We start from the raw sequence: 21,065 nt of genomic DNA, 5'->3' as shown, positions 1-21,065 counted from the left end.
CTGCCGATTATGCCGCGCTCGGCACGTCGCCGGGCTTTTGCCACCACTGCCACACCGGCAAATGCCCCGTTGGCGTGACGACGCAGGACGCCGTTCTCGAACAGCGCGTCCAGCCCGATGAGGGTTCGCGCCGTGTGCGCAACTACCTCAAGACGCTGAACATGGAACTGACGACGATCGCGCGTGCCTGCGGGAAGCAGAACGTGCATCACCTGGAGCCCGAGGATCTGGTCGCCCTGACCGTGGAAGCCGCGGCCATGGCGCGCGTGCCGTTGGCAGGCACGTCGTGGATTCCTGGTCTGAACCTGCGTTGATTGGTCAGTCGGCAAAGCAGAGAAGACGTGTCCAGAATTTCCCTGAAAGATGCCGAAACTCGAAAGGCCACTGCAACGGGATGAGATCGGGCGATGCTTGCTGAAGCGCGGCCGGCATCCGGCATAAAGGCTGCTCGATCTTGATTCGGGCTTCGGCAGGGATCTTGGGAAGCTCTCGTCCCGAGGTCAAGGAAGAAATCAAGGAAGGACTCCACATGGATGAGCGCGCCGACGGGATGCGCAGGGGCGGTGACGCCTGTATCAGGATTGAAGGTCCTGTAATGGGACTGAACAGAAGGGGCGTCATCGTGGCTGCTGGCAACCCACGCGGGGAAGAGCTGCGAGGATAAAGCGACGCCGTTCAGTATTTCCTCAACGCATTGCAAGATAAGGCTGAGTACGACAAAAATGATGCCACTGACACAGGAAAAACCTGCAGGCTCCGGGGAGAACCGCCCCCTTTCTTGCGAGTTAGTACTCGCAGCAGATGAGCTCTCCATCCTGAAAAGCATCACCGCCAATTTCACCGGTTTCCTGTATCGCTGCCTCAACGACAAAAACTACACGTTGATCTACGCGACCCAAGGCATTCAGAAATTAGCGGGTTACCCAGTGGCTGATTTTATCGGCAACAGAAATCGGACGCTAGCATCATTGATTGACTCAGATGACGAGGAGTACGTATCGAATTCCATTGAGTCGGCGATACGTCAGAAGCAAACATGGACGGTCGACTACCGTATTCACAGAGCCGACCGGCAGTCCGTCTGGGTACGAGAAGTCGGGAGGGGCGTATTTGATGCCGCAGGCAAGCTCCGCTTCCTGGAGGGATTGGTGATTGAAGTTGAGGGCGAGCGTGCTGCTCAATTGGCGGCTGAAAAGCGGCTCGTAGCAACGAACCTCGCGGTAAGCGCCATTCTTTCGAACGTCGAGGAGATTCTGAAAACGATACGGGCCCTTTCCATTCTTTCTTTTAATGCACGCGTGGAGGCTGCTCGTGCTGGAGATAGCGGCAGAGGGTTCGCGATTGTCGCGGCGGAGATCAAGAGGCTTGCTGACGATTCCGACAAATTGGTCAAGCAAGTATCGGAAAATATACGGAACGTCCGTCAGCTTATGAGTTGACCACTGCAGGTGTGTGCCCTCACAGCCGCCAGATCGCCAGGTCGGTCACACGTTTCCGGCGCGGCGGAAACAGCCGGGCGAGTATTCCGCATACCTGTGTACTGCAGCGATACGTCGGTGCTGCAGCGCGTCGGGCTCGAACCACGCTGATCGCGCTCGAAGCCATGAAGATGGAGACCCACATCGCGGCGGCGCGGGACTGCACCATTGCCGCTTTGCGCGTTCAGGCAGGCGACAGTCGTCAGCCACGGTCATGGCGCTCAGTGGCGCGATGGGCGCTCACCAAAGCGTGGCATGTCCGATTTCGGCTCGACTTCCGGCGGCTGACCAGCCGCCCGACGCTGCGCAGAAGCTTCACGATCGAAGCGCTGGCTATCCATCGTGGTCCGACGTTCCTTAACGAGGGCTCGGCGTAGTTTTGACTTAAACATGGGCTAGTTCCTTGTGACCGGCGTGAGCGATCTGAAGGTACACGGAGAAACCACGGGAGCGCAACACTTTCGATGCAAAGCGCCGGCGCTCGCGCACGCAATTCAGATGTAGCTTCGCCTGCGAGGCTATCGACGACCCTGACGAACTGGGGCGCAGCGTGAGGCTGCGGGGTAGTTAGGCAGTTGAGTCGCCTGCGTTCGGCGTATTCGCGTTTTCCTGGAAAAATTTTATAGATCATGCAGAAACCGCGCGATTTTTCTTCCGACTTTCAAGAGCAGGCACGAGCCCATAGGAGCTTCTGAGCGCAGCCGCCGCCCGCCACCGGGATTGTGCCGATTCACGTCCGTGAAATTGCCGTGCTATTTTTTCATGAAATCTAGCAGACGATTTTTCATGGAAACTCCGCATGTTCACCCAATCGACTCGCCATATCGATAGCTATTACGCTCGCGACTACGCAGGCAATGCGCAGGGTGCGCCGCGCGAGCGCCCCGCGCTGGCGGGGGATTGCAGCGTAGACGTCCTCGTCGTGGGCGCTGGTTTCAGCGGGTTGCACACGGCGCTGCGGCTGGCGCGGGCGGGCCGGCGCGTGGCGGTCGTGGAGGCGAGCCGCGTGGCGTGGGCGGCGTCGGGGCGCAACGGCGGCCAGGCACTGCTCGGATGGTCGTGCGACATGGCGCCCTTCGAACGCGCGCTGGGACGGGAGGGCGCGCGCGAGCTATGGGAGAGCATGCGCTGGGCTGCCGCCGAGGTGCGTGAATTGCCCCCGCGGCACGGCTTCGACATCGACTACCGGCCAGGCAGCCTGTGGGCGGCGGTCAGACGCTCGCGCGTCGCCATGCTCGAAGCCGCGCGCGACGAGGCTGCGCAGAAGTGGGGTTACGACGGCCTGCGTTTCATCCCGGAGTCCGAGATGCCCGGGTGGATCGGCAGCCCGCGATATCGCGCGGCGCTCTACGATCCCGAGGCGGGGCACCTCGATCCGTTCAAGCTCGCACTGGGACTTGCCGCCGCCATCGAGCGCGCGGGCGGCGTCATCTTCGAGCAAAGTCGCGTGCTCGCCTGGCGCGAAACGCCGGACGGCTATGTCGCGAACACGCAGCACGGCAACGTGCGCGCCGGCACGCTGGTGCTCGCGTGCAATGCCTATATCGACCGGCTCGACAGCGAACTGGCGGCCCGCGTGCTGCCCGTGGGCACCTGGCAGGTCGCCACGCGCAGGCTCGAGCCGGAACTTGCACGCTCGCTGCTGCCGCGCAACAGTTGCGTGATCGACAATCAGTTCGTTCCCGACTACTTTCGCCTGAGCCCGGATCATAGGCTGCTCTTCGGTGGTGCATGCACCTATCTGGGCGGCATCCCCAACGATATCGGCGCGGCGATCCGCCCAAGTCTCGAACGCGCGTTCCCGCAACTGCGCGCGGTCGAATTCGACTATGCGTGGGGCGGCCATATCGACATCAGCATTCGCCGCACGCCGGACGTGGGCCACGAACGCAATCGCTACTGGATGCAGGGCTTTTCGGGTCACGGCATCCTGCCGACGCTTGCCGCGGCGCGCGCCGTTGCCGACGCCATCCTCGGCGAAACGCGCTTGCTCTCACTCTACGAACGCATTCATAATCCGCGCTTTCCGGGTGGGGAACGTTTCGCTGCACCGCTGGAGGCGCTTGGGAAGTTGTGGTATCGGCTGCGCGATGTCGTGTGACGGAGAAACCCGCATGGACCAGCAGGACGAAATAGAAGGCCTCGCGATCCTCATTCGCGATCTGCGCAGGCACAAGAAGATGACGCTTGCCGAACTCGCGAAACGGATCGGTCGCTCGGTGGGCTTTCTTTCGCAGGTCGAGCGCGGCCTGTCGCGGCCCACGGTGACGGATCTCACGGCTATCGGCGAGGCGCTGCAGACGCCCACCACGTATTTTTACAGCGTGAGCATGCCGCGCGCGCTGCCGTGGGTCACGCGGCCAGGCGAGCGTCGCACGCTTTACTATGGTGGCGGCATTACGGACGTGCTGGTTTCGCCCAGCATGTCATCGGGGTTCTCGATGCTGGAGAGCCGGCTCGATCCCGGAGCGAGCAGTGGCGAGCGCCCGGTCGACGACAGCGACGAGCAGGGCGGCTTCGTGCTGGAGGGCGAGCTCACGATCTGGCTGGAAGAGAGCGACGAACCGGTGACGCTGCGCGCCAACGACAGCTTTCAGTTGCCTGCGCGCTGCCGCTTTCGTTACGCCAATCTCACCGATCAGCCGGCGCGCGTGCTTTGGGTTTTTACCTGACTCCTCGCGTGCCAGTGCGCTTTGTTCAGCATGGCTGATCGATGCGTTATTGCGCGTACATCTTGTTACGGCGGTCACTCGATGAGACCACGGCTGCGCTTCGTCGTGCTTGCGCGCCTGAAAGAAACCGAAAAGAACGCTTACGCTCGACCCGGTCGCCGCGCCGGCATCGTGCGTGGCGCGAGAAGGGTTCCGCTTTCCGCGCAAGCGGCATCCGTGCTGCGGGCGGCCGGCAGCAGCGCTGCATGCCGGGGAATCGTCCCGAGCCGCGGCCGGCATCAAAGAAACTGCTTGGCCCGGCCATCTTTCATCGTTTCATATGCACGAATCATTCCTATGCGGTTTCCTCATGTTCCCCCTGGGAAAACCGACCGCAAGCCCGTTTTCGCAGGCCGCATCGTCGTTTTTTCGCATTTTTGCCCATTTTTTGCCTGCTTTTGTCTACACAGCGACTCAGGGTTGTGCTATTGATTCGCCTTTCGCCGCAATGCATGTGGAAAGCAAGACACATGCAGGCGGTCTATCGACGCGTTTCCATATGCAACGCGATTTGCCTGTTTCGCCCGCGTGAGGTAGGGTATGCAGGTTTTCTCAACTCAACACAGGTAGCAGATGAACAAACAGGAACTCATTGACGCAGTCGCCGCTAGCACGGGCGAGACCAAGGCAGCCACCGGCGCAGCCATCGACGCGATTCTCGACGTCGTCACGCGCGCGGTCACCTCGGGTGACTCGGTGCAGCTCGTCGGCTTCGGCTCGTTCTCGACTGGCCAGCGCGCCGCCCGTGTGGGCCGCAACCCGGCCACGGGCGCGGAGATCCAGATTGCCGCTGCCAAGACGGTGAAGTTCACCGCTGGCAAGGCCTTCAAGGACGCCGTCAACGCGTCGTGATGCAAAGTCCGTCGTCATGGCGGATGCGCGCGCCGCTGGCGAGATCGCCGGCGCGCGGCGCGGCTGCGGGCCGCGCTGCATCATGCGAGAGCGGCGGCCCGCGCTTTGGCATTCGGCTTCGAACCATTCGCCTGGCCGCGTGAGATTGCTGCGGGAAGCGAGGGCGTGATGCCCTCGGCAAGCCGGCATGGTCACATGCCGGCCGCTTTTTCTTTCCTGATTTTACTTTGGTATCCGAAGCATTTTCGCGTCTTGCGATCATGCGTCGGGCGTCATCTGCACTTCGGTTTCCATCGACTTGAGGCTCGTTTCGTTGCGGTGGCGTTTGGCCTCGTACATCGCCGCATCGGCTTCACGCAGCATCGCTTCCACGTTTTCGCCTTCTGCGCAGCTTGAATAGCCGATCGAAAAGCTCAGGTCTGGTAGCCCCGTGCCGGCGAGCGCGTAGTTCACGGCCTCGCGGTGCTGAAAGAGCCGGCCACCCATAAAGCCAGCAGCGACCCGATGCGGCATGTCGTCGCGAAACACCTCGGGCAGGCGCGCGAGCAGCGCGGCCTTGTCGGGTGCGCGATACATCGCCCATCGTGTAGTGGTTCACGTCGAGCACCCGGATTTCGCCCATGCAGCGCTCGACGAATTCGGGTGTACGTCGGTGAACGCGCAAGAGTCGACGATGCCCTGGTCGTGGACTTCGTCGAGCAGCTCGAAAAACTTGAGTTCGGCAACAGCGTGCGGCGATACCAGCCGGCAGGCCGTGCGCGCACCGGCGTTGCCGGGAATACGGGCGCATAGCCGAATACGTCATATGCAATTGCCGATTAACTGGTAGGGGAAACCGCTGCGGGCTGTTTCAATGAGGGCGCAACTGAGCGATGCGCGGGCGGCGATAGTCATGCGAAAGCGCCGAGCGCGCTCGATCTCTCTCTTCTCGCGCCTTCATTTACCCGCAGCAGGATCACTGATGAGTCTCGACATCTTCTGGTTCTTGCCGACTTCGGGCGATACCCGCTACCTCGGCAAATCCGATTTCGGCCGCGCGCCGACCAACGCCTATATGCGTCAGATCGCCGTCACTGCCGAAGAACTCGGCTACGATGGCCTCCTGATTCCCACCGGCAGCAGTTGCCTCGACCCGTGGGTGACGGCGGCGAGCCTCGCGCCCGTCACGCAGCGCATCAAGCTGCTCGTCGCGCTGCGCACCTCGCTGGGCAGCCCGACTGCATCGGCGCGTCAGGCAGCCACACTCGACCAGGCGCTGAACGGCCGTTTACTGCTCAACGTCGTGCCTGGCGGAGACGCCACGGAACTTGCGGCGGACGGCGTATTCCTCGCGCACGACGAACGCTATGAGGCCGCCGACGAGTTCCTCACGATCTGGCGCGACCTGCTGCGCGGCGAGACGGTGAGCTTCGAGGGCAAGCATTTGCGCGTGCGGGGCGCGCAGAATTTTCATGCGCCGGTGCAGACGCCGCATCCGCCGCTTTACTTCGGCGGTTCTTCCCCAGCGGCGCACGAACTGGCGGCAAAACACGTGAACGCTTATCTCACCTGGGGCGAGCCGCCCGAGGCCGTCGCGCAGAAGTTCGCCGATATTCGCGAACGGGCGGCGCGCCATGGGCGTACGCTCAAGCTCGGTGTGCGTCTGCACGTGATCGTGCGCGAGACCAACGACGAAGCGTGGGCTGCCGCGGAGCGCCTGATCAGCAAACTCGACGACGACGATATTCGCCGCGCCCAGGAAAACTACGCCCGCATGGATTCCGTGGGTCAGCGCCGCATGGCGGAACTGCACGGCGGCAGCCGCGACAAGCTCGAAATCAGCCCGAACCTGTGGGCCGGCGTGGGCCTCGTGCGCGGCGGCGCTGGCACGGCGCTCGTGGGCGACCCCGAAACCGTGGCGGCACGCCTTGCGGAATACGTGGATGCCGGCGCAGACAGCTTCGTGCTCTCGGGCTATCCGCACCTGGAGGAGGCGATCCGCTTCGCGGAATTGGTGTTCCCGCTGTTGCCGGGCAAAAAGCCGGTGACGCTGCGCGATCAGACCTTGACGGGCGGGGCGTTCGATGTGCGTGCGCGAGCGCAGGATCTGGAGGCCGCACGCAGCTAGGCCTGCATATATTCCTGACAGTGATATTCTGGTTTTATTCCTGGTAGCGATATAGACAGGATATTCGCCACAGGCATATAATCATTTTATGCCTAACAGGAATATTCCATGAAGATCATCGTCCAGACGCCCGGCGGCCTTGGCGAGATTCTGCAATCGGCGCGCAAGGCGCGGGGCATGACTCAGGCGCAGGCCGCGGCGAGTCTCGGCATTGGCCAGCCACGGCTTTCCGCGCTCGAAACCACGGGCACCGCCAGCCTTTCGCTAGAACAGATGCTCGCGCTTTTCGCGCTCTACGGGTTGGAGCTTTGCGTGGAGTCGCGCGAGGCGGCCAGCAGCCAGGCCGAGGGCACCGGCACGCCGGAGTGGTGACCATGGGCCGCAAATCGCATTCGCGCGCGCTCTCCATCTGGGCCAACGGCGAGCGCGTGGGCACGTGGATCATGACGCCCGCGGGCGACAGCGAGTTGCGCTACGACCAGGCCTGGAAACACTCGGCCACGGGCAGGCCGCTTTCGCTTTCGCTGCCGTTCGGCATCGGCGACGTGCCGCTGCGCGGTGAACGCGTGCAGTACTATTTCGACAATCTCCTGCCCGACAGCGAGCCGATCCGCCGCCGTATCGCCGCGCGCTTTCGCACGGATACGCTCGATGCCTTTGACCTGCTCAAGGCCATCGGCCGCGATTGCGTGGGCGCCGTGCAACTGCTCGGCGAGGACGAAACGCCGGGGCGCGTCGACAAGATCGAAGGCGTAGCGTTGAGCGACGCCGTCATTGAACGCCTGCTGCTGGAAACGGCCGGCGCGTTGCCCGGTGGCGCGCAGGAGCTCGACGATCTGCGCATTTCGCTGGCGGGCGCGCAGGAGAAGACCGCGCTCCTGCGCCATAGGGGAAAATGGCTGCTGCCACGGGGCGCCACACCCACCACGCACATTCTCAAGTTGCCGCTGGGATTGATCGGCCATCGCAAGGTGGACTTCAATACCTCGGTCGAAAACGAATGGCTTTGCCTGGCACTGCTGAGGGCCTATGGGCTGCCCGCTTCGCAGGCGCAGATCATGCACTTCGGCGCGCAAAAAGTGTTGTGCGTCGAGCGCTTCGATCGCACGCGCTCGCGCAGCGGCGCGCTGCTTCGATTGCCGCAGGAGGACTTCTGCCAGGCGCTCGCCGTGCCGCCGCATCGCAAGTATGAAGCGCACGGCGGCCCTGGCGCGCGCGAGATCGCCGGTCTCTTGCGCCAGTCGCAGCGGGCACAGGAGGACATCGAGACCTTCCTCACTGCGCAAATCGTTTACTGGATGCTCGCCGCGCCCGATGGCCATGCGAAGAATTTCAGCATTCGGCTGCTGCCCGCCGGGCGCTTTCAGCTCGCGCCGCTTTACGACGTGATGTCGATCTGGCCCGTGGAAGGTGACGGCGGTAATCAGTGGTCGTGGCACAAGGCAACGCTTGCGATGGCCGTGTGGGGCAAGGCGCGCCACTACCGCATGCGCGACGTGAAGCGCGCGCATTTCGACGCCACCGCGCGGCTATGCCACTACGGGCCGGATGCCGCCCCGTTGATCGAGCGCGTGCTCGAACGTACGCCTCGCGCGATCGAGGACGTGGCGGCCGCGCTGCCCGAGGGCTTTCCTGGGCGAGTGGCCGAGCGGCTTTTCGACGGCCTGCGCTTTTCGGCGGAGCGGCTCGCGGGGCAGTGAAGGGCATGAGCTGCGTCACGTTGCAGGTTGCTCACGTTCGCGGCCAGGTCTTCTTCGGAGGAAGCCACATCTGCGGCTCCGCATACATCTCCTTGACCAGTTGCTTCACGAGGTCGACGTAGATCGAGCTGTCGTTCACACGGTGATTCAGGATGATCGGCGAAGTCGCGTGATCGCTGTCTATCAGCCGATAGTGCACGTCCTGGCGTATCTGCCGCGCTGACGCCGGAATCACGCACACGCCAAACTCGGCCGCGACCAGACCCAGCGCCGTCTGGATTTCCCGCACCTCCAGCACTTCGCCCGGTTGCACGCCGTCGCCATGCAACACGTTCAATACCTGATCGGCGAAACTGGGCCGCGGCTCCTTGGGATAGACGATCAGCTTTTGCCCGGCCAGTCGCTCGATGGGGATGGGCGTCGATTCCTTCGCCATCTCTGAGCCGATCGGCACCACCACGGCAAGCGGTTCTTCGCGCAGGACGATGCCGGCCACATTGGGGTCGCTGTGCCGCACCCGGCCGAAGCCGATGTCGATCCGGCCTTCCTTCAGCGCCTGAATCTGCTGCATCGACATCAGCTCGACCATCTGTATGTCCAGTTCCGGCGCGTGTTCGCGCAGCTTGCGCATCAGCGTTGGGAGTCCTGAATACAGCACCGAGGCGACGAAGCCGATGGACAGCACGGTGCGGTGATGCAGCCCCACGTGCCTCGCGGCCGTCTGCAGCTGTTCGACGCGGCCGAGAATCTGCATGGCCTGCTCATAGACAAGGCGCCCCGCGTCCGTCGTGCGCACCGGCCGCGTATTGCGGATCAGCAGCGGCACGCCGATTTCCTCTTCGAGCAATTGAATTTGCCGGCTCAGCGGCGGCTGGGCGATACGCAATTGCTCGGCAGCGCGCGTGAAATTGCGCTCGCGAACGACGGCAACGAAGTAACGAAGCTGGCGGAGGTCCATGGTTTGAATCCGGAAGTTGCGTCAAATTTTTGATACTTGGAGGATATGATGCGCCGCAATATCGGCTGAGCGACGGGGCATTGCGGCCGCTCCATATTATAAAGGTATGGAATTTGACGCAAATAGTATTGGACTGTGCGAATACCCGGCAGGTATAAAACCACCATACCGACTTACTTACGCAGCATTCGAGATGACTTCCGCGACGATCGAACGTATCGAAACCCGCCTGGTGGACCTGCCGACGATTCGCCCTCACAAGCTATCCGTCGCCACGATGTACGGGCAAACCCTGATGCTGGTGAAGGTATATTGCAGCGATGGCGTGACCGGCATCGGTGAAGGTACGACGATTGCCGGCATGGCCTACGGTCCCGAAAGCCCGGAAGCGATGAAGCTGGCGATCGACGCCTACTTCGCCCCGGCGATGATCGGCCAGGACGCCACGCGTATCCAGGCGCTCATGGCGCACCTGGGCAAGCTCGTGAAGGTCAATCACTTCGCCAAATGCGCGCTGGAAACCGCGCTGCTCGACGCGCAGGGCAAGCGCCTTGGCGTGCCGGTGAGCGAACTGCTGGGTGGCCGCCGCCGCGAACGCCTGCCAGTGGCATGGACGCTCGCTTCGGGCGATACGGCCAAAGACATTGCCGAAGCGGAGGCCATGCTCGAAGCGCGCCGCCACAAGATTTTCAAGCTGAAGATCGGCGCGAAAGACCTCAAGACCGACATCAAGCACGTTGCCGATATCAAGAAGGCGATGGGCGAGCGCGCCGCCGTGCGCGTGGACGTCAACATGGCCTGGAGCGAGACGCAGGCGGCCTGGGCGATTCCCGCGCTGGCCGACGCGGGCTGTGAACTGGTGGAGCAGCCGGTCGCTTCCCCCGCGGCACTGTCGCGTCTCATGCGCCGGTTCCCGGTCGCGTTGATGGCCGACGAAATCCTGCAGGGACCGGAAAGCGCGTTCGAGATCGCAAGGAACGAGGGCGCCGATGTGTTCGCCATCAAGATCGAACAAAGCGGCGGACTGTTCGCGGCACAGCGCGTGGCCACGATTGCGGACGCCGCAGGTATCGAGCTGTACGGCGGCACGATGCTCGAAGGCGCGTTCAGCACGGTGGCGTCGGCGCATCTGTTCGCGAGCTTCGCCAACCTGCAGTGGGGCACGGAACTGTTCGGCCCCTTGCTGATTACCGAAGAGATCCTGACCACGCCGCTGGATTACAGCGACTTCGAGCTCACGGTTCCGAACGGCCCGGGTCTGGGTATCGAACTGGACGAAGCGAGTATCGCGCGTTTCACCCGCGGCGGCCTGATGAAAGTCACGAAGTAATCCGGATACCTGAACAAAGGAAGTTGACGATGCTTTTCCACGTACGCATGGATGTGAACATCCCGGCCGACATGCCGGCTGACGTCGCCAATGAAATCAAGGCGCGCGAAAAGGCGTATTCGCAGGAGCTGCAGCGCAGCGGCAAGTGGCGCCATATCTGGCGACTGGTTGGCGAATACGCGAATTACAGCATCTTCGATGTAGAAAGCAACGCAGAGCTGCACGACATCCTGAGCGCGTTGCCGCTTTTCCCGTACATGAAGATTTCGGTCACGCCGCTGTGTCGTCATCCGTCGTCCGTTCGGGACAACGACGCCTGAGCGTATTTCCCTCAATACCAGAAGCACCAGGAGACAAGGATCATGAGCGCAAAAGTATTCGAAACCAAGGAAGTGCAGGACCTGCTGAAGGCCGCTGCGAATCTCAAGGGCGGCAGCGGCAACGCGCGTTTCCAGCAGATCGTCTATCGACTGCTGGGCGATCTGTTCAAGGCCATCGACGACCTCGACATCACGCCCGATGAAGTCTGGGCCGGCGTGAACTACCTGAACAAGCTCGGCCAGGACGGCGAAGCGGCGCTGCTCGCCGCCGGCCTCGGCCTCGAAAAGTATCTCGACATCCGCATGGACGCCGCCGACAAGGCGGTGGGTCTCGAAGGCGGCACGCCGCGCACCATCGAGGGCCCGCTGTACGTTGCAGGCGCGCCGGTGCGCGAGAGCGTTTCGCGCATCGACATCAATCCGGACGCCGACGCTGGCCCGCTCGTCATTCACGGCACGGTCACCGACCTCCAGGGCAAACCGCTCGCGGACGCCGTGGTCGAGTGCTGGCATGCGAATTCGAAGGGCTTCTACTCGCACTTCGACCCGACCGGCGCACAGGACGATTTCAACCTGCGCGGCGCGGTGAAGACTGGTGCGGACGGCAAGTACGAATTCCGCACGCTCATGCCGGTGGGCTATGGCTGCCCGCCGAACGGCGCGACCCAGCAGCTCCTGAACGGTCTCGGCCGTCACGGCAACCGTCCGGCGCACGTGCACTTCTTCGTCACCTCCGAAAACAATCGCAAGCTCACCACGCAGTTCAATATCGAGGGCGACCCGCTGATCTGGGATGACTTCGCCTACGCGACGCGCGAAGAACTGATTCCGCACGTGGTCGAAAAGACCGGCGGCACGGCGCTCGGCCTGAAAGCCGACACGTACAAGGACATCGAGTTCAACTTCACGCTCACGCCGCTCGTCCAGGGTAAGGACAACCAGCTCGTTCACCGCCCGCGCGCCTCGGCCACGGCGTAACCGTCCAGCAAGGCGGCGGCCTTCGACACTCCCGCCGCCTGTCCCCCTCGATCATCATTTCGACACCGATGCAAGGACTCCGTACTGCGTGTGGAGTATGCATAGGAGAGCTAATATGTCAGCCATCATCGACAAAGCCAGCGACCTGGAGCACCTGCTGTCCACGGCCGTGCAGGACGACAAGCAAACCGGTGTGTTCCGTTGCCGCCGCGACATCTTCACCAACGCGGACCTGTTCGAACTGGAGATGAAATACATCTTCGAGAAGAACTGGGTCTATCTCGCGCACGAAAGCCAGATTCCGGACAACAACGACTACTACACCACGTGGCTCGGGCGTCAGCCGGTGGTCATCACCCGCGACAAGACCGGCGCGCTGAATGCCGTCATCAACGCCTGCGCGCACAAAGGCGCCATGCTGTGCCGGCGCAAGCATGGCAACAAGGGCAGCTTCACGTGTCCGTTCCACGGCTGGACCTTCTCCAACACCGGCAAGCTGCTGAAGGTGAAGGACGAAAGAACCACCGAATACCCCGTGCAGTTCAACACGAACGGCTCGCACGACCTGAAGAAGGTCGCGCGCTTCGAGAACTACCGCGGCTTCCTGTTCGGCAGCCTCAATGCGGATGTGCAGCCGCTGGAAGACTACCTCGGCGAAGCGAAGATCATCATCGACCAGATCGTCGACCAGTCGCCGAACGGCCTCGAAGTGCTGCGCGGCAACTCCTCGTACATCTACGACGGCAACTGGAAGATGCAGATGGAAAACGGCTGCGACGGCTACCACGTCAGCACCGTGCACTGGAACTACGCCGCCACGATGGGCCGGCGCAAGGAAGACGGCACCCAGGCGGTGGACGCCAATAGCTGGAGCAAGTCGGTGGCGGGCGTCTACGGCTTCGACCATGGCCACATCCTGCTGTGGACGAACACGATGAACCCCGAAGTGCGCCCGGTCTACAAGCATCGCGAGGAAATCAAGGCGCGCGTGGGCGAAGTGCAGGCGGACTTCATCGTCAATCAAACGAGAAATCTGTGCCTCTATCCGAACGTGTTCCTCATGGACCAGTTCAGCACGCAAATTCGCGTGGTGCGCCCCATCAGCGTGGACAAGACCGAAGTCAATATCTTCTGCTTCGCGCCGAAGGGGGAGGGTGCGGAAGATCGCGCCACGCGCATTCGCCAGTACGAAGACTTCTTCAACGTCTCGGGCATGGGCACAGCCGATGACCTGGAGGAGTTCCGTGCGTGCCAGGCGGGCTATGCCGGCACCACGGCGATGTGGAACGACCTCTCGCGCGGGGCGCCGCTGTGGGTCGACGGTCCGGACGAGAACGCGAAAAAGATGGGACTCAAACCGGTGATTTCCGGCGAGCGTAGCGAAGACGAGGGACTGTTCGTGGTCCAGCACGAGTACTGGGTGCATACCATGCGCGACGCGCTCAAGAAGGAAACGGACCACGAACAAGCGGGAGCGCGGGCATGAGCAACGACTACCAGAAAATCTGCGCCACGCTTTACCGCGAAGCGCGCCTGCTCGACGATCGCCAGTGGGAAGCGTGGCTCGCCTGCTACGCGGAGGACGTGACCTACTGGATGCCGGCGTGGGACGATGACGACCAGCTCACCGACGATCACCAAACGCAGATCTCGCTGATGTATTACCCCGATCGCGGCGGCCTCGAAGACCGGGTCTTTCGCATCAAGACCGAACGCAGCGGCGCTTCGATGCCCGAGCCGCGCACGAGCCACAATGTCACGAACGTGGAAGTGCTGGCGGATCGCGGCGACGAAGTGGACGTGCGCTACAACTTCCACACGCTCAATCATCGCTACAAGACCACGGATCAATTCTTCGGCACGATGTTCGTCACCATGCGCCGAGCCGGCGACGACTTCCTGATCGCATACAAGAAGATCGTGCTCAAGAACGACTACATCCGGCAGGTGCTCGACGTTTATCACGTTTGACGTCAGGAAGACGGCAAGCGTCAGTTTCAACATGGGATAGAAGGAGACACCATGTCCAGCTACAACATTGCACTGAATTTCGAAGACGGTGTGACCCGTTTCATCGAATGCAAGGCGGGCGAGAAGGTCCTCGACGCGGCCTTCCGTGCGCGGATCAACCTGCCGATGGATTGCTCCGACGGCGTGTGCGGCACCTGCAAGTGCCGCGCGGAAAGCGGCAGCTACGACCTGGGCGAGGACTATATCGAAGACGCGCTCAGCGAGGACGAAAAGGACAGCGGCCTTGTGCTCACCTGCCAGATGGTGCCGCAGAGCGATTGCGTGATCGCGATTCCCGCGTCCTCGACGGTGTGCAAGACCGGGCAAAGCACGTTCGCTGCCACGGTTACGAAGGTCGAGCAGCACAACGACGCGGCCGTCGTTCTCGAACTGGCCGTCGATGCCGCGGGCCCCGTATTCCTGCCAGGCCAGTACGTCAACATCGACGTGCCCGGCAGCGGCCAGAATCGTTCGTATTCCTTTTCATCGGCGCCGGGCGATTCGACGATCAGCTTCCTGATCAAGAAGATCCCCGGCGGTGTGATGAGCACGTGGCTCGAAGCCGCCCAGCCGGGCACGAAACTCGACTTGACCGGGCCGCTCGGCAGCTTCTATCTGCGCGATGTGCAGCGCCCGCTGCTGTTCCTCGCGGGCGGCACGGGCCTGGCTCCTTTCCTCTCGATGCTGGAAGTGCTCGCTCGCACGAACTCACAGCAGAAGGTTCACCTGATCTACGGCGTGACGCGCGACCTCGACCTCGTGCTCGTCGAAGCCATTGAGGCCTACGCCGCGAAACTACCGAACTTCACCTACGCGACCGTCATCGCCGACGCCCAGTCGAGTCATCCGCGCAAGGGTTGGGTAACGCAGCACATTCCGGCCGATGCCCTGAACGACGGCGACGTCGACGTCTATCTGTGCGGGCCGCCGCCGATGGTGGATGCCGTGCGCAAGTATTTCGACGACGAAGGCGTGAAGCCCAACAGTTTCTACTACGAGAAGTTCACTCCCAACGTGGTCCAGAAGGCGGCATGATCATGCAACGATTCGCAGGTAAGGTCGTGGTCGTCACCGGGGCGGCACAGGGCATCGGCCGTGGCGTGGCGCTGCGCGCGGCTGCAGAGGGCGGCAGGGTGGTGTTCGTCGACCGCGCGGATTTCGTCGCCGAGGTCGCGGCCGAGGCGCAAGGCGCCGATACGGCCGGATTCGTCGCGGACCTCGAAACGTATGACGGCGCGAAAGCCGCAATGGATTTCGCGGTTCAACGATTTCGTGGAATCGACATCCTGATCAATGGCGTGGGCGGTGCGATTCGCATGCGTCCGTACGCCGAGTTCGAGCCGGCGCAGATCGACGCGGAAATCCGCCGTTCGCTCATGCCGACGCTGTACACGTGCCACGCCGTATTGCCGCATCTGCTCGAGCGCGGAGGCGGAACCATCGTCAACGTTTCGTCGAACGCGACGCGCGGCATTCGGCGCGTGCCGTATTCGGCGGCGAAGGGCGGCGTCAATGCGATCACGCAGTCGCTGGCCATGGAATACGCGGAGCACAATATCCGCGTCGTGGCCACGGCGCCAGGCGGCACCGACGCGCCGCCGCGTCGCATTCCGCGCAATGCCGCGGGCGACAGCGAGCAGGAAAAGACATGGATGAGCGAGGCGGTCCAACAGGTCACCGAATCGACATTCCTCAAACGCTACGGCACTATCGACGAACAGGTCGCGCCGATTCTGTTTCTCGCTTCCGATGAGGCGAGCTATATCACCGGCTCGGTATTGCCGGTCGCTGGAGGCGATACGGGCTGATCCATGAACCCGCTGCCCGTGATCTTCGCGGGCAGCTTTGGTGAAGCAATGCCGCACGTCAATCGCCTCACAATCTCGTATAGCCAAAACGCGTATCAGTTTCACACCCTGCTTAATCGAATCGCCTCGAACCAAAAATACAAAGTCAATAATAGGCGATTCTCTCCCGTTTTAAGTGGCGGCGCGAAAGCATTATGTAATTCGATTACCGGCATTCATGCCCCCGCACATTCCGTGACGCGCGTCGACCCTTGACGCGCGTGCTTGTGCCATCGACGCCACGCAGCCCGAATTTCGACACCACTTTTATTTTCGACACCCTATGATGCGGGTGTTCGATTCGCGCTGGCACGCGTCGCACGATCTCCATTCAATCTTTGCATTTTCAACACCGGTGATTTGCGTAATTCGCAAGAATCATCGGCGGTCGGATTTTTGATATTGAATCTGCACCGAAATGGGATGCGCGTACAGGAGATTGCACGTCGATGGTGCCGGCCGCCTGAATTCGATGCATTAACCCACCGCTAATTCCGGAGCTTTAATACATGAAAAAATCGCTACTCGCCGCCGCACTCCTGAGCGCCTTCGCCATGTCGGCGCACGCGCAAAGCAGCGTGACCCTTTACGGCCTGATCGATACCGGTCTCGTCTACACGAACAACCAGCTCGGCCACAGCAACTGGCAGATGAACACCAGCTCGACGCAGAATACGGTGTTCGGCCTCAAAGGTTCGGAGGATCTGGGCGGCGGTCTGCATGCGATCTTCAAGCTCGAACAAGGCTTCCTGCTGAATAACGGCGCCCAGGCATTCTCGGGTCTCGGCTTCGGTTCGCAGGCCTGGGTCGGCCTGCAGAGCGAGCCGTACGGCACGCTTACGTTCGGGCGCCAGTTCGACGTGATGAACGACCTCGTTGGCCCGCTTACGGCTGGCTCCAACACGTGGGGCGGCAACATGGCGGCGCACCCGTTCGAGAACGACAACCTCGCCGCGAACTCGGTGGTCGTCAACAACTCCGTCAAGTACGCAAGCCCGACCTTGTACGGCGTGACGTTCGAGACGATGTACTCGTTCAGCAACAAGGCCGGCAACTTCGCGAACAACCGCTCGTATGGTTTTGCCGTTTCGTATAGCCAGGGCCCGCTGAACCTCGCAGCCGGCTACCTGCAGTTCAATAACGCAGGCAACGGCAGCGGCGCCGTCACCACCAGCGACACGAGCGCGAACTTCCTCTCAGAGCGTCAGCGCGTATGGTCGCTCGGCGGCAACTATACGTACGGCCCGGCCACGGTCGGCCTTGTCTGGAGCCACACGCAGATCGACAACGTCGCGGGCGTGTACTCGTTCGGCACGGGCACTTATCTGGGCGCGAACGATGCCTCCGCCGGCTCGCTCGCCGGATCGCTGCGCCTCGACAACTTCGAGGCGAACGTGAAATACGCGCTCACGCCGGCATTGAGCATCTCGGGCGCATACACGTACACGCACGGCGCGTACAACGGCACGAACCCGGGCTGGAATACGGCGATGCTGCAAACGGACTACGCAGTCAGCAAGCGCACCGACTTCTACCTGGAAGGCGTGTACCAGAACGTGCATGGCGCACCGCAAGGCTCGGTGCTCTCGCACGCGATGATCAACACGCTCTCGCCGTCGTCGACCGAAACCCAGGTCGCGGTGACGGTGGGCATGCGTCACGCGTTCTAAATCGTTTCGTCAGCCAGACTCCGGCCGGGCATCTGTCCCGCCGGACCTCTTCCCCCTGCGCGGCGGGTTTTTCGCTTTCGAGCGAAAGGCCCGCCGCGTAGTCGCATCTGCGCTTGCAATTCGCTGAGTCACCAATCCAGATAGTTGAAATTTTCAACTATCTGACTATACTGGCGACCAGTCGCCGGAGAGGCTGGTGACGGCCCGGGGAGCGCGCATTTGTATTCTGATTTCCTCACGTTCCGGTTGGACCAAACGAGCGCACTGCTCATCGAGCGTGCCAACGCGGTTTATCGCGAGCGCTGGGATCTCGATGTGCGTGCCCTGCGTGTGCTTCGCATCATCTGTGCCACGCCGGGCATCGCGCCCAAGGCGGTGTCCCAGCTAGCGCTGATCGAAAAGACACTGCTTTCCAAAACGCTCGGTGAACTCGAATCGCGCGGTCTGATCCGCCGCGGCAAGCACGCGGCGGACCGGCGCAGCGTCACGCTGCGCGTCACGCCGGAAGGATCGGAAGTGGCGAATGCCTCGGAAAAAGCGGGCTCGAAGCTCGAATCCGAACTCGCCGCCGTGCTAACCGATCAAGAGCGCAAAATGCTCGACCAGTTGCTCGCCAAGCTCGCGCAAAGCCTGTCCGACGGCGCTTGAGATCGCGGCTGCGTACATCGCACATCGCACTTTGACGCAGCTTTTTACTAACGCACGAAGGAGGCGTCCATGCCGAATCTGGTCGAAACCGCAGCACCCTCCATTGGCGCGCTGCTGCCCGAACTCGAAGCGCTCTACAAGGATCTGCACCAGCATCCCGAACTGTCGATGCAGGAGTTCCGCACGGCGTCGCTCGTGGCGGAGCGCATGGAAAGGCTTGGCTACGAGGTCGCACGCGAAGTGGGCGTGACGGGCGTCGTGGCCGTGCTGCGCAACGGCGAGGGACCGGTTGTGATGCTGCGGGCCGACATGGACGCGCTGCCGATGACGGAGGCCACCGGGCTGCCGTATGCGAGCACCGTGACCGCGAAAGACGAAGAGGGCGTGCAGGTCGGCGTGGCGCACTCGTGCGGGCACGACCTGCACGTGACCTGGCTCGTCGGCGTGGCGCAGCTCATGGCGGCGCATCGCGACGCCTGGAGCGGCACACTGCTCGCCGTGTTTCAACCGGGCGAGGAAGTGGGGCGCGGCGCGCGCAGCATGATGGACGACGGCATGATCCAGCGCTTTCCGAAGCCCGACGTGATTCTCGGCCAACACGTGATGGTCGGCCCGGCCGGCACCGTGGGTTATCGCAGCGGCACGATCCTCTCGGCGGGCGACAGCCTCAAGGTGAAGCTGTTCGGCCGCGGCTCGCACGGCTCGCAGCCGCAGACCTCAGTCGATCCCGTGATCATGGCGGCGTCCACCACACTGCGGCTGCAAACGATCGTCTCGCGAGAAATCTCTCCGCGCGACAGCGCCGTGCTGACGGTGGGCGCGCTGCAGGCGGGCACGAAGGAAAACATCATCCCCGACGACGCCACGCTCAAGCTCAACATGCGCACTTTCGACGACGACGTGCGCGAGTACATGCTAGGTGCGATCCGCCGCATCTGCTGCGCCGAATGTGCGGCCTCGAATGCGCCACGCGACCCGGAATTCACGACGCTCTCGAGCTATCCGCTAACGGTGAACGACGCCGCGGCGACGGACCGCCTGCGCAAGGCCTTCGAGGCCTGGTTCGGCGAGCGTGCTTATGAAACGCAGCCGGCCGCCGCCAGTGAGGACTTCAGCGTGTTCGGCCGCGAATGGGGTGTGCCGTACGCGTTCTGGTTCGTCGGCGGCACCGAGCCGGAGGTCTATGCGCGAGCGAGGGCCGCAAAAAAGCTCAACGAAATCCCGAGCAACCACTCGCCGAAGTTCGCGCCGGTGCTCCACCCCACGTTGCGCACCGGCCTCGAGGCCATGCTGTGTGCGGCCGCCGCGTGGCTCGTCCGGGAAAGCGAGGCAGCATGAACGTGGAGCTGGGCGCGCACATGAGTGCGCATATCAACGCTCATGCGGCGTATACGGCGCTCGATCTGATCGGTACATTCGCGTTCGCGATTTCCGGCGCCGTGGCTGCGCGGCAGCGGCGGCTGGACCTTTTCGGCATCGTGGTCGTGAGCTTCATGGTTGCGTGCGGCGGCGGCATTCTCCGCGATCTGTGCATTGGCGCCGTGCCGCCGGCGGGGCTCGCGAACTGGGCCTACCTCGCGGTTACCGTGCTGGCCGCGGGGCTCACCATCGCCGCCTATCCGCAGGTGCGGCGGCTTCGTCATCCCGTGCTGTTGTTCGATGCGATCGGGCTTGGGCTCTTTGCCGTGGCAGGCGCTCAAAAGGCGCTCGCGTACAGCCAGAGCGCGGAGCCTGCCATCATCCTCGGCATCGTGAGCGCCGTGGGCGGCGGCGTGATGCGCGACGTGCTGCTGTCGCGCGTGCCGGCCATTCTCGATCGCGAGATCTACGCTTCAGCCGCGTTGCTCGGAGCTTCCGTGCAGGTGGGGCTCACGTATCTAGGCTGGTCGTCGGTCTGGACGCCCTGGATAGCCGTGATTTCCTGCGTGGCCTTGCGGCTTGCCTCGCTTTATTTCGGCTGGCGTCTGCCGGTCTTTCATAGCGTGCGCGCGGCGCAGCCGCAGCCGCCGGAAGGGGGCGATGCCGGGAAGCAACTTCGCAAGGCGGATTCGCGGCAGGACGCGCGCTAGGCTGCAAGTTGGGCAGGGCTGAGCCGGCGTCGCAAATGGGATTTCGTGGGCCACCGCGTGGATGATGCAAGGCGAGGTGGCGCATACCGGTCGGTATGCCGCTGGAATAATCAGGAATCCTGCTGGATCTGGAAGCGTCATCGTACGTAAAACAGGCGATGGTGCGAATCTCATGGAACACGCGCGCAAGCGAGACGATGCACGCATCCGCCAGCAGCCGCGTGCAAGGCGCCGTGGGCGGACGACCGCAAAACGGCCGACCCACGGGCAACATAAGGCCGGCCGCCGCGACGCGGCACGCAATATGCTCTTGCCATCGCGAGCAAACGCCCGGATCGTCCGCTGTCCAGCCAGCAAGCGGGTTTTTCGATGACGCGCTATGCTTTT

At 62.7% G+C, this 21,065-nt stretch carries 23 protein-coding genes and 1 pseudogene; 22 read left to right on the top strand and 2 right to left on the bottom strand.

Annotation, left to right across the window (positions count from 1 at the left end; genetic code table 11):
- The 6 genes and pseudogenes from BMI01S_RS29250 to BMI01S_RS29225 all read left to right on the top strand — a co-directional run.
- Window positions 1–314 (top strand): glutamate synthase-related protein (locus tag BMI01S_RS29250; protein WP_042291435.1); only part of this gene is annotated, 314 nt, incomplete at its 5' end.
- A gap of 408 nt (window positions 315–722) precedes the next feature.
- Window positions 723–1,439, top strand: coding sequence for a methyl-accepting chemotaxis protein (locus BMI01S_RS43275; RefSeq protein WP_051381514.1), 717 nt, complete (start codon window positions 723–725; stop codon window positions 1,437–1,439).
- Between the two features lie 134 nt (window positions 1,440–1,573).
- A pseudogene (locus tag BMI01S_RS44120) lies at window positions 1,574–1,675 on the top strand (biotin/lipoyl-containing protein); the annotation flags it as partial.
- 602 nt (window positions 1,676–2,277) lie between these two features.
- Window positions 2,278–3,579 carry an NAD(P)/FAD-dependent oxidoreductase gene (locus BMI01S_RS29235; RefSeq protein ID WP_028232188.1) on the top strand — a complete coding sequence of 434 codons (1,302 nt, stop codon included), beginning with the start codon at window positions 2,278–2,280 and terminating at the stop codon, window positions 3,577–3,579.
- 13 nt (window positions 3,580–3,592) lie between these two features.
- The gene (locus BMI01S_RS29230; RefSeq protein ID WP_028214744.1) at window positions 3,593–4,150 is read left to right on the top strand and encodes a helix-turn-helix domain-containing protein; all 558 of its coding nucleotides are present in this window, start codon (window positions 3,593–3,595) and stop codon (window positions 4,148–4,150) included.
- A gap of 612 nt (window positions 4,151–4,762) precedes the next feature.
- On the top strand, window positions 4,763–5,041 hold the full coding sequence (locus BMI01S_RS29225; RefSeq protein ID WP_028207645.1) for an HU family DNA-binding protein: 279 nt from the start codon (window positions 4,763–4,765) through the stop codon (window positions 5,039–5,041).
- Window positions 5,042–5,299: 258 nt separating this feature from the next.
- Here the strand turns inward: BMI01S_RS29225 and BMI01S_RS44115 are convergent, their stop codons facing one another.
- Complete coding sequence (locus BMI01S_RS44115; RefSeq protein ID WP_028232189.1) at window positions 5,300–5,617, bottom strand: diguanylate cyclase domain-containing protein; 318 nt, start codon at window positions 5,615–5,617, stop codon at window positions 5,300–5,302.
- Between the two features lie 66 nt (window positions 5,618–5,683).
- Here BMI01S_RS44115 and BMI01S_RS41135 point away from each other — a divergent pair, with 66 nt between their 5' ends.
- The 4 genes from BMI01S_RS41135 (at window position 5,684) to BMI01S_RS29205 (ending at window position 8,848) form a co-directional block, all read left to right on the top strand.
- On the top strand, window positions 5,684–5,833 hold the full coding sequence (locus BMI01S_RS41135) for a hypothetical protein (RefSeq protein ID WP_154671370.1): 150 nt from the start codon (window positions 5,684–5,686) through the stop codon (window positions 5,831–5,833).
- A 169-nt stretch (window positions 5,834–6,002) separates the two neighbouring features.
- Window positions 6,003–7,148 (top strand): FMNH2-dependent alkanesulfonate monooxygenase, encoded by a 1,146-nt coding sequence (gene ssuD, locus BMI01S_RS29215; RefSeq protein ID WP_028214742.1) that lies wholly within the window; start codon window positions 6,003–6,005, stop codon window positions 7,146–7,148.
- 108 nt (window positions 7,149–7,256) lie between these two features.
- Complete coding sequence (locus BMI01S_RS29210; protein WP_028232190.1) at window positions 7,257–7,520, top strand: helix-turn-helix domain-containing protein; 264 nt, start codon at window positions 7,257–7,259, stop codon at window positions 7,518–7,520.
- A gap of 2 nt (window positions 7,521–7,522) precedes the next feature.
- A complete protein-coding gene (locus BMI01S_RS29205; protein ID WP_028232191.1) occupies window positions 7,523–8,848 on the top strand; it encodes a type II toxin-antitoxin system HipA family toxin in 1,326 nt (441 codons plus the stop codon).
- A 31-nt stretch (window positions 8,849–8,879) separates the two neighbouring features.
- On the opposite strand, the gene BMI01S_RS29200 is transcribed toward BMI01S_RS29205, so the two are convergent.
- A complete protein-coding gene (locus BMI01S_RS29200; protein WP_028214739.1) occupies window positions 8,880–9,806 on the bottom strand; it encodes a LysR family transcriptional regulator in 927 nt (308 codons plus the stop codon).
- A 193-nt stretch (window positions 9,807–9,999) separates the two neighbouring features.
- Between BMI01S_RS29200 and BMI01S_RS29195 the strand changes: the two genes are divergently transcribed.
- The 12 genes from BMI01S_RS29195 to BMI01S_RS29145 all read left to right on the top strand — a co-directional run bounded on the left by BMI01S_RS29195 (window position 10,000) and on the right by BMI01S_RS29145 (window position 20,678).
- Window positions 10,000–11,136: a muconate/chloromuconate family cycloisomerase gene (locus tag BMI01S_RS29195; protein ID WP_028232192.1), complete on the top strand. Its 1,137-nt coding sequence runs from the start codon at window positions 10,000–10,002 to the stop codon at window positions 11,134–11,136.
- 29 nt (window positions 11,137–11,165) lie between these two features.
- A complete protein-coding gene (gene catC / locus BMI01S_RS29190) occupies window positions 11,166–11,456 on the top strand; it encodes a muconolactone Delta-isomerase (protein ID WP_028214737.1) in 291 nt (96 codons plus the stop codon).
- Between the two features lie 42 nt (window positions 11,457–11,498).
- Window positions 11,499–12,434 (top strand): catechol 1,2-dioxygenase, encoded by a 936-nt coding sequence (catA, locus tag BMI01S_RS29185; RefSeq protein ID WP_028232193.1) that lies wholly within the window; start codon window positions 11,499–11,501, stop codon window positions 12,432–12,434.
- Between the two features lie 115 nt (window positions 12,435–12,549).
- A complete protein-coding gene (locus tag BMI01S_RS29180) occupies window positions 12,550–13,920 on the top strand; it encodes a Rieske 2Fe-2S domain-containing protein (protein ID WP_028232194.1) in 1,371 nt (456 codons plus the stop codon).
- Window positions 13,917–14,405 (top strand): benzoate 1,2-dioxygenase small subunit, encoded by a 489-nt coding sequence (benB, locus tag BMI01S_RS29175; protein ID WP_028214734.1) that lies wholly within the window; start codon window positions 13,917–13,919, stop codon window positions 14,403–14,405. The genes BMI01S_RS29180 and benB overlap by 4 nt, the downstream gene beginning before the upstream one ends.
- Window positions 14,406–14,456: 51 nt before the next feature.
- Entirely contained in the window at window positions 14,457–15,479 is a 1,023-nt protein-coding gene (gene benC / locus BMI01S_RS29170) for a benzoate 1,2-dioxygenase electron transfer component BenC (protein WP_028214733.1), read from the top strand.
- On the top strand, window positions 15,476–16,252 hold the full coding sequence (gene benD / locus BMI01S_RS29165) for a benzoate diol dehydrogenase BenD (RefSeq protein WP_028214732.1): 777 nt from the start codon (window positions 15,476–15,478) through the stop codon (window positions 16,250–16,252). Before benC ends, benD begins: the two co-directional genes overlap by 4 nt.
- A 3-nt stretch (window positions 16,253–16,255) precedes the next feature.
- A complete protein-coding gene (locus BMI01S_RS41130; RefSeq protein WP_154671371.1) occupies window positions 16,256–16,507 on the top strand; it encodes a hypothetical protein in 252 nt (83 codons plus the stop codon).
- A gap of 293 nt (window positions 16,508–16,800) precedes the next feature.
- Window positions 16,801–17,961: a porin gene (locus BMI01S_RS29160; RefSeq protein WP_028214731.1), complete on the top strand. Its 1,161-nt coding sequence runs from the start codon at window positions 16,801–16,803 to the stop codon at window positions 17,959–17,961.
- Window positions 17,962–18,180: 219 nt separating this feature from the next.
- On the top strand, window positions 18,181–18,609 hold the full coding sequence (locus BMI01S_RS29155; RefSeq protein WP_028232195.1) for a MarR family winged helix-turn-helix transcriptional regulator: 429 nt from the start codon (window positions 18,181–18,183) through the stop codon (window positions 18,607–18,609).
- A gap of 69 nt (window positions 18,610–18,678) precedes the next feature.
- Window positions 18,679–19,947 carry a M20 family metallopeptidase gene (locus BMI01S_RS29150; RefSeq protein WP_028214729.1) on the top strand — a complete coding sequence of 423 codons (1,269 nt, stop codon included), beginning with the start codon at window positions 18,679–18,681 and terminating at the stop codon, window positions 19,945–19,947.
- Between the two features lie 32 nt (window positions 19,948–19,979).
- Entirely contained in the window at window positions 19,980–20,678 is a 699-nt protein-coding gene (locus BMI01S_RS29145; protein WP_042291446.1) for a trimeric intracellular cation channel family protein, read from the top strand.
- Window positions 20,679–21,065 lie beyond the last annotated feature (387 nt).

It is taken from the genome of Paraburkholderia mimosarum LMG 23256 = NBRC 106338, assembly GCF_000739815.1.
GTDB classification, from domain to species: Bacteria; Pseudomonadota; Gammaproteobacteria; order Burkholderiales; family Burkholderiaceae; genus Paraburkholderia; species Paraburkholderia mimosarum.
The sequence above is the reverse complement of the archived record's forward strand: the minus strand, read 5'-3'. Positions and strand labels throughout refer to the sequence as shown.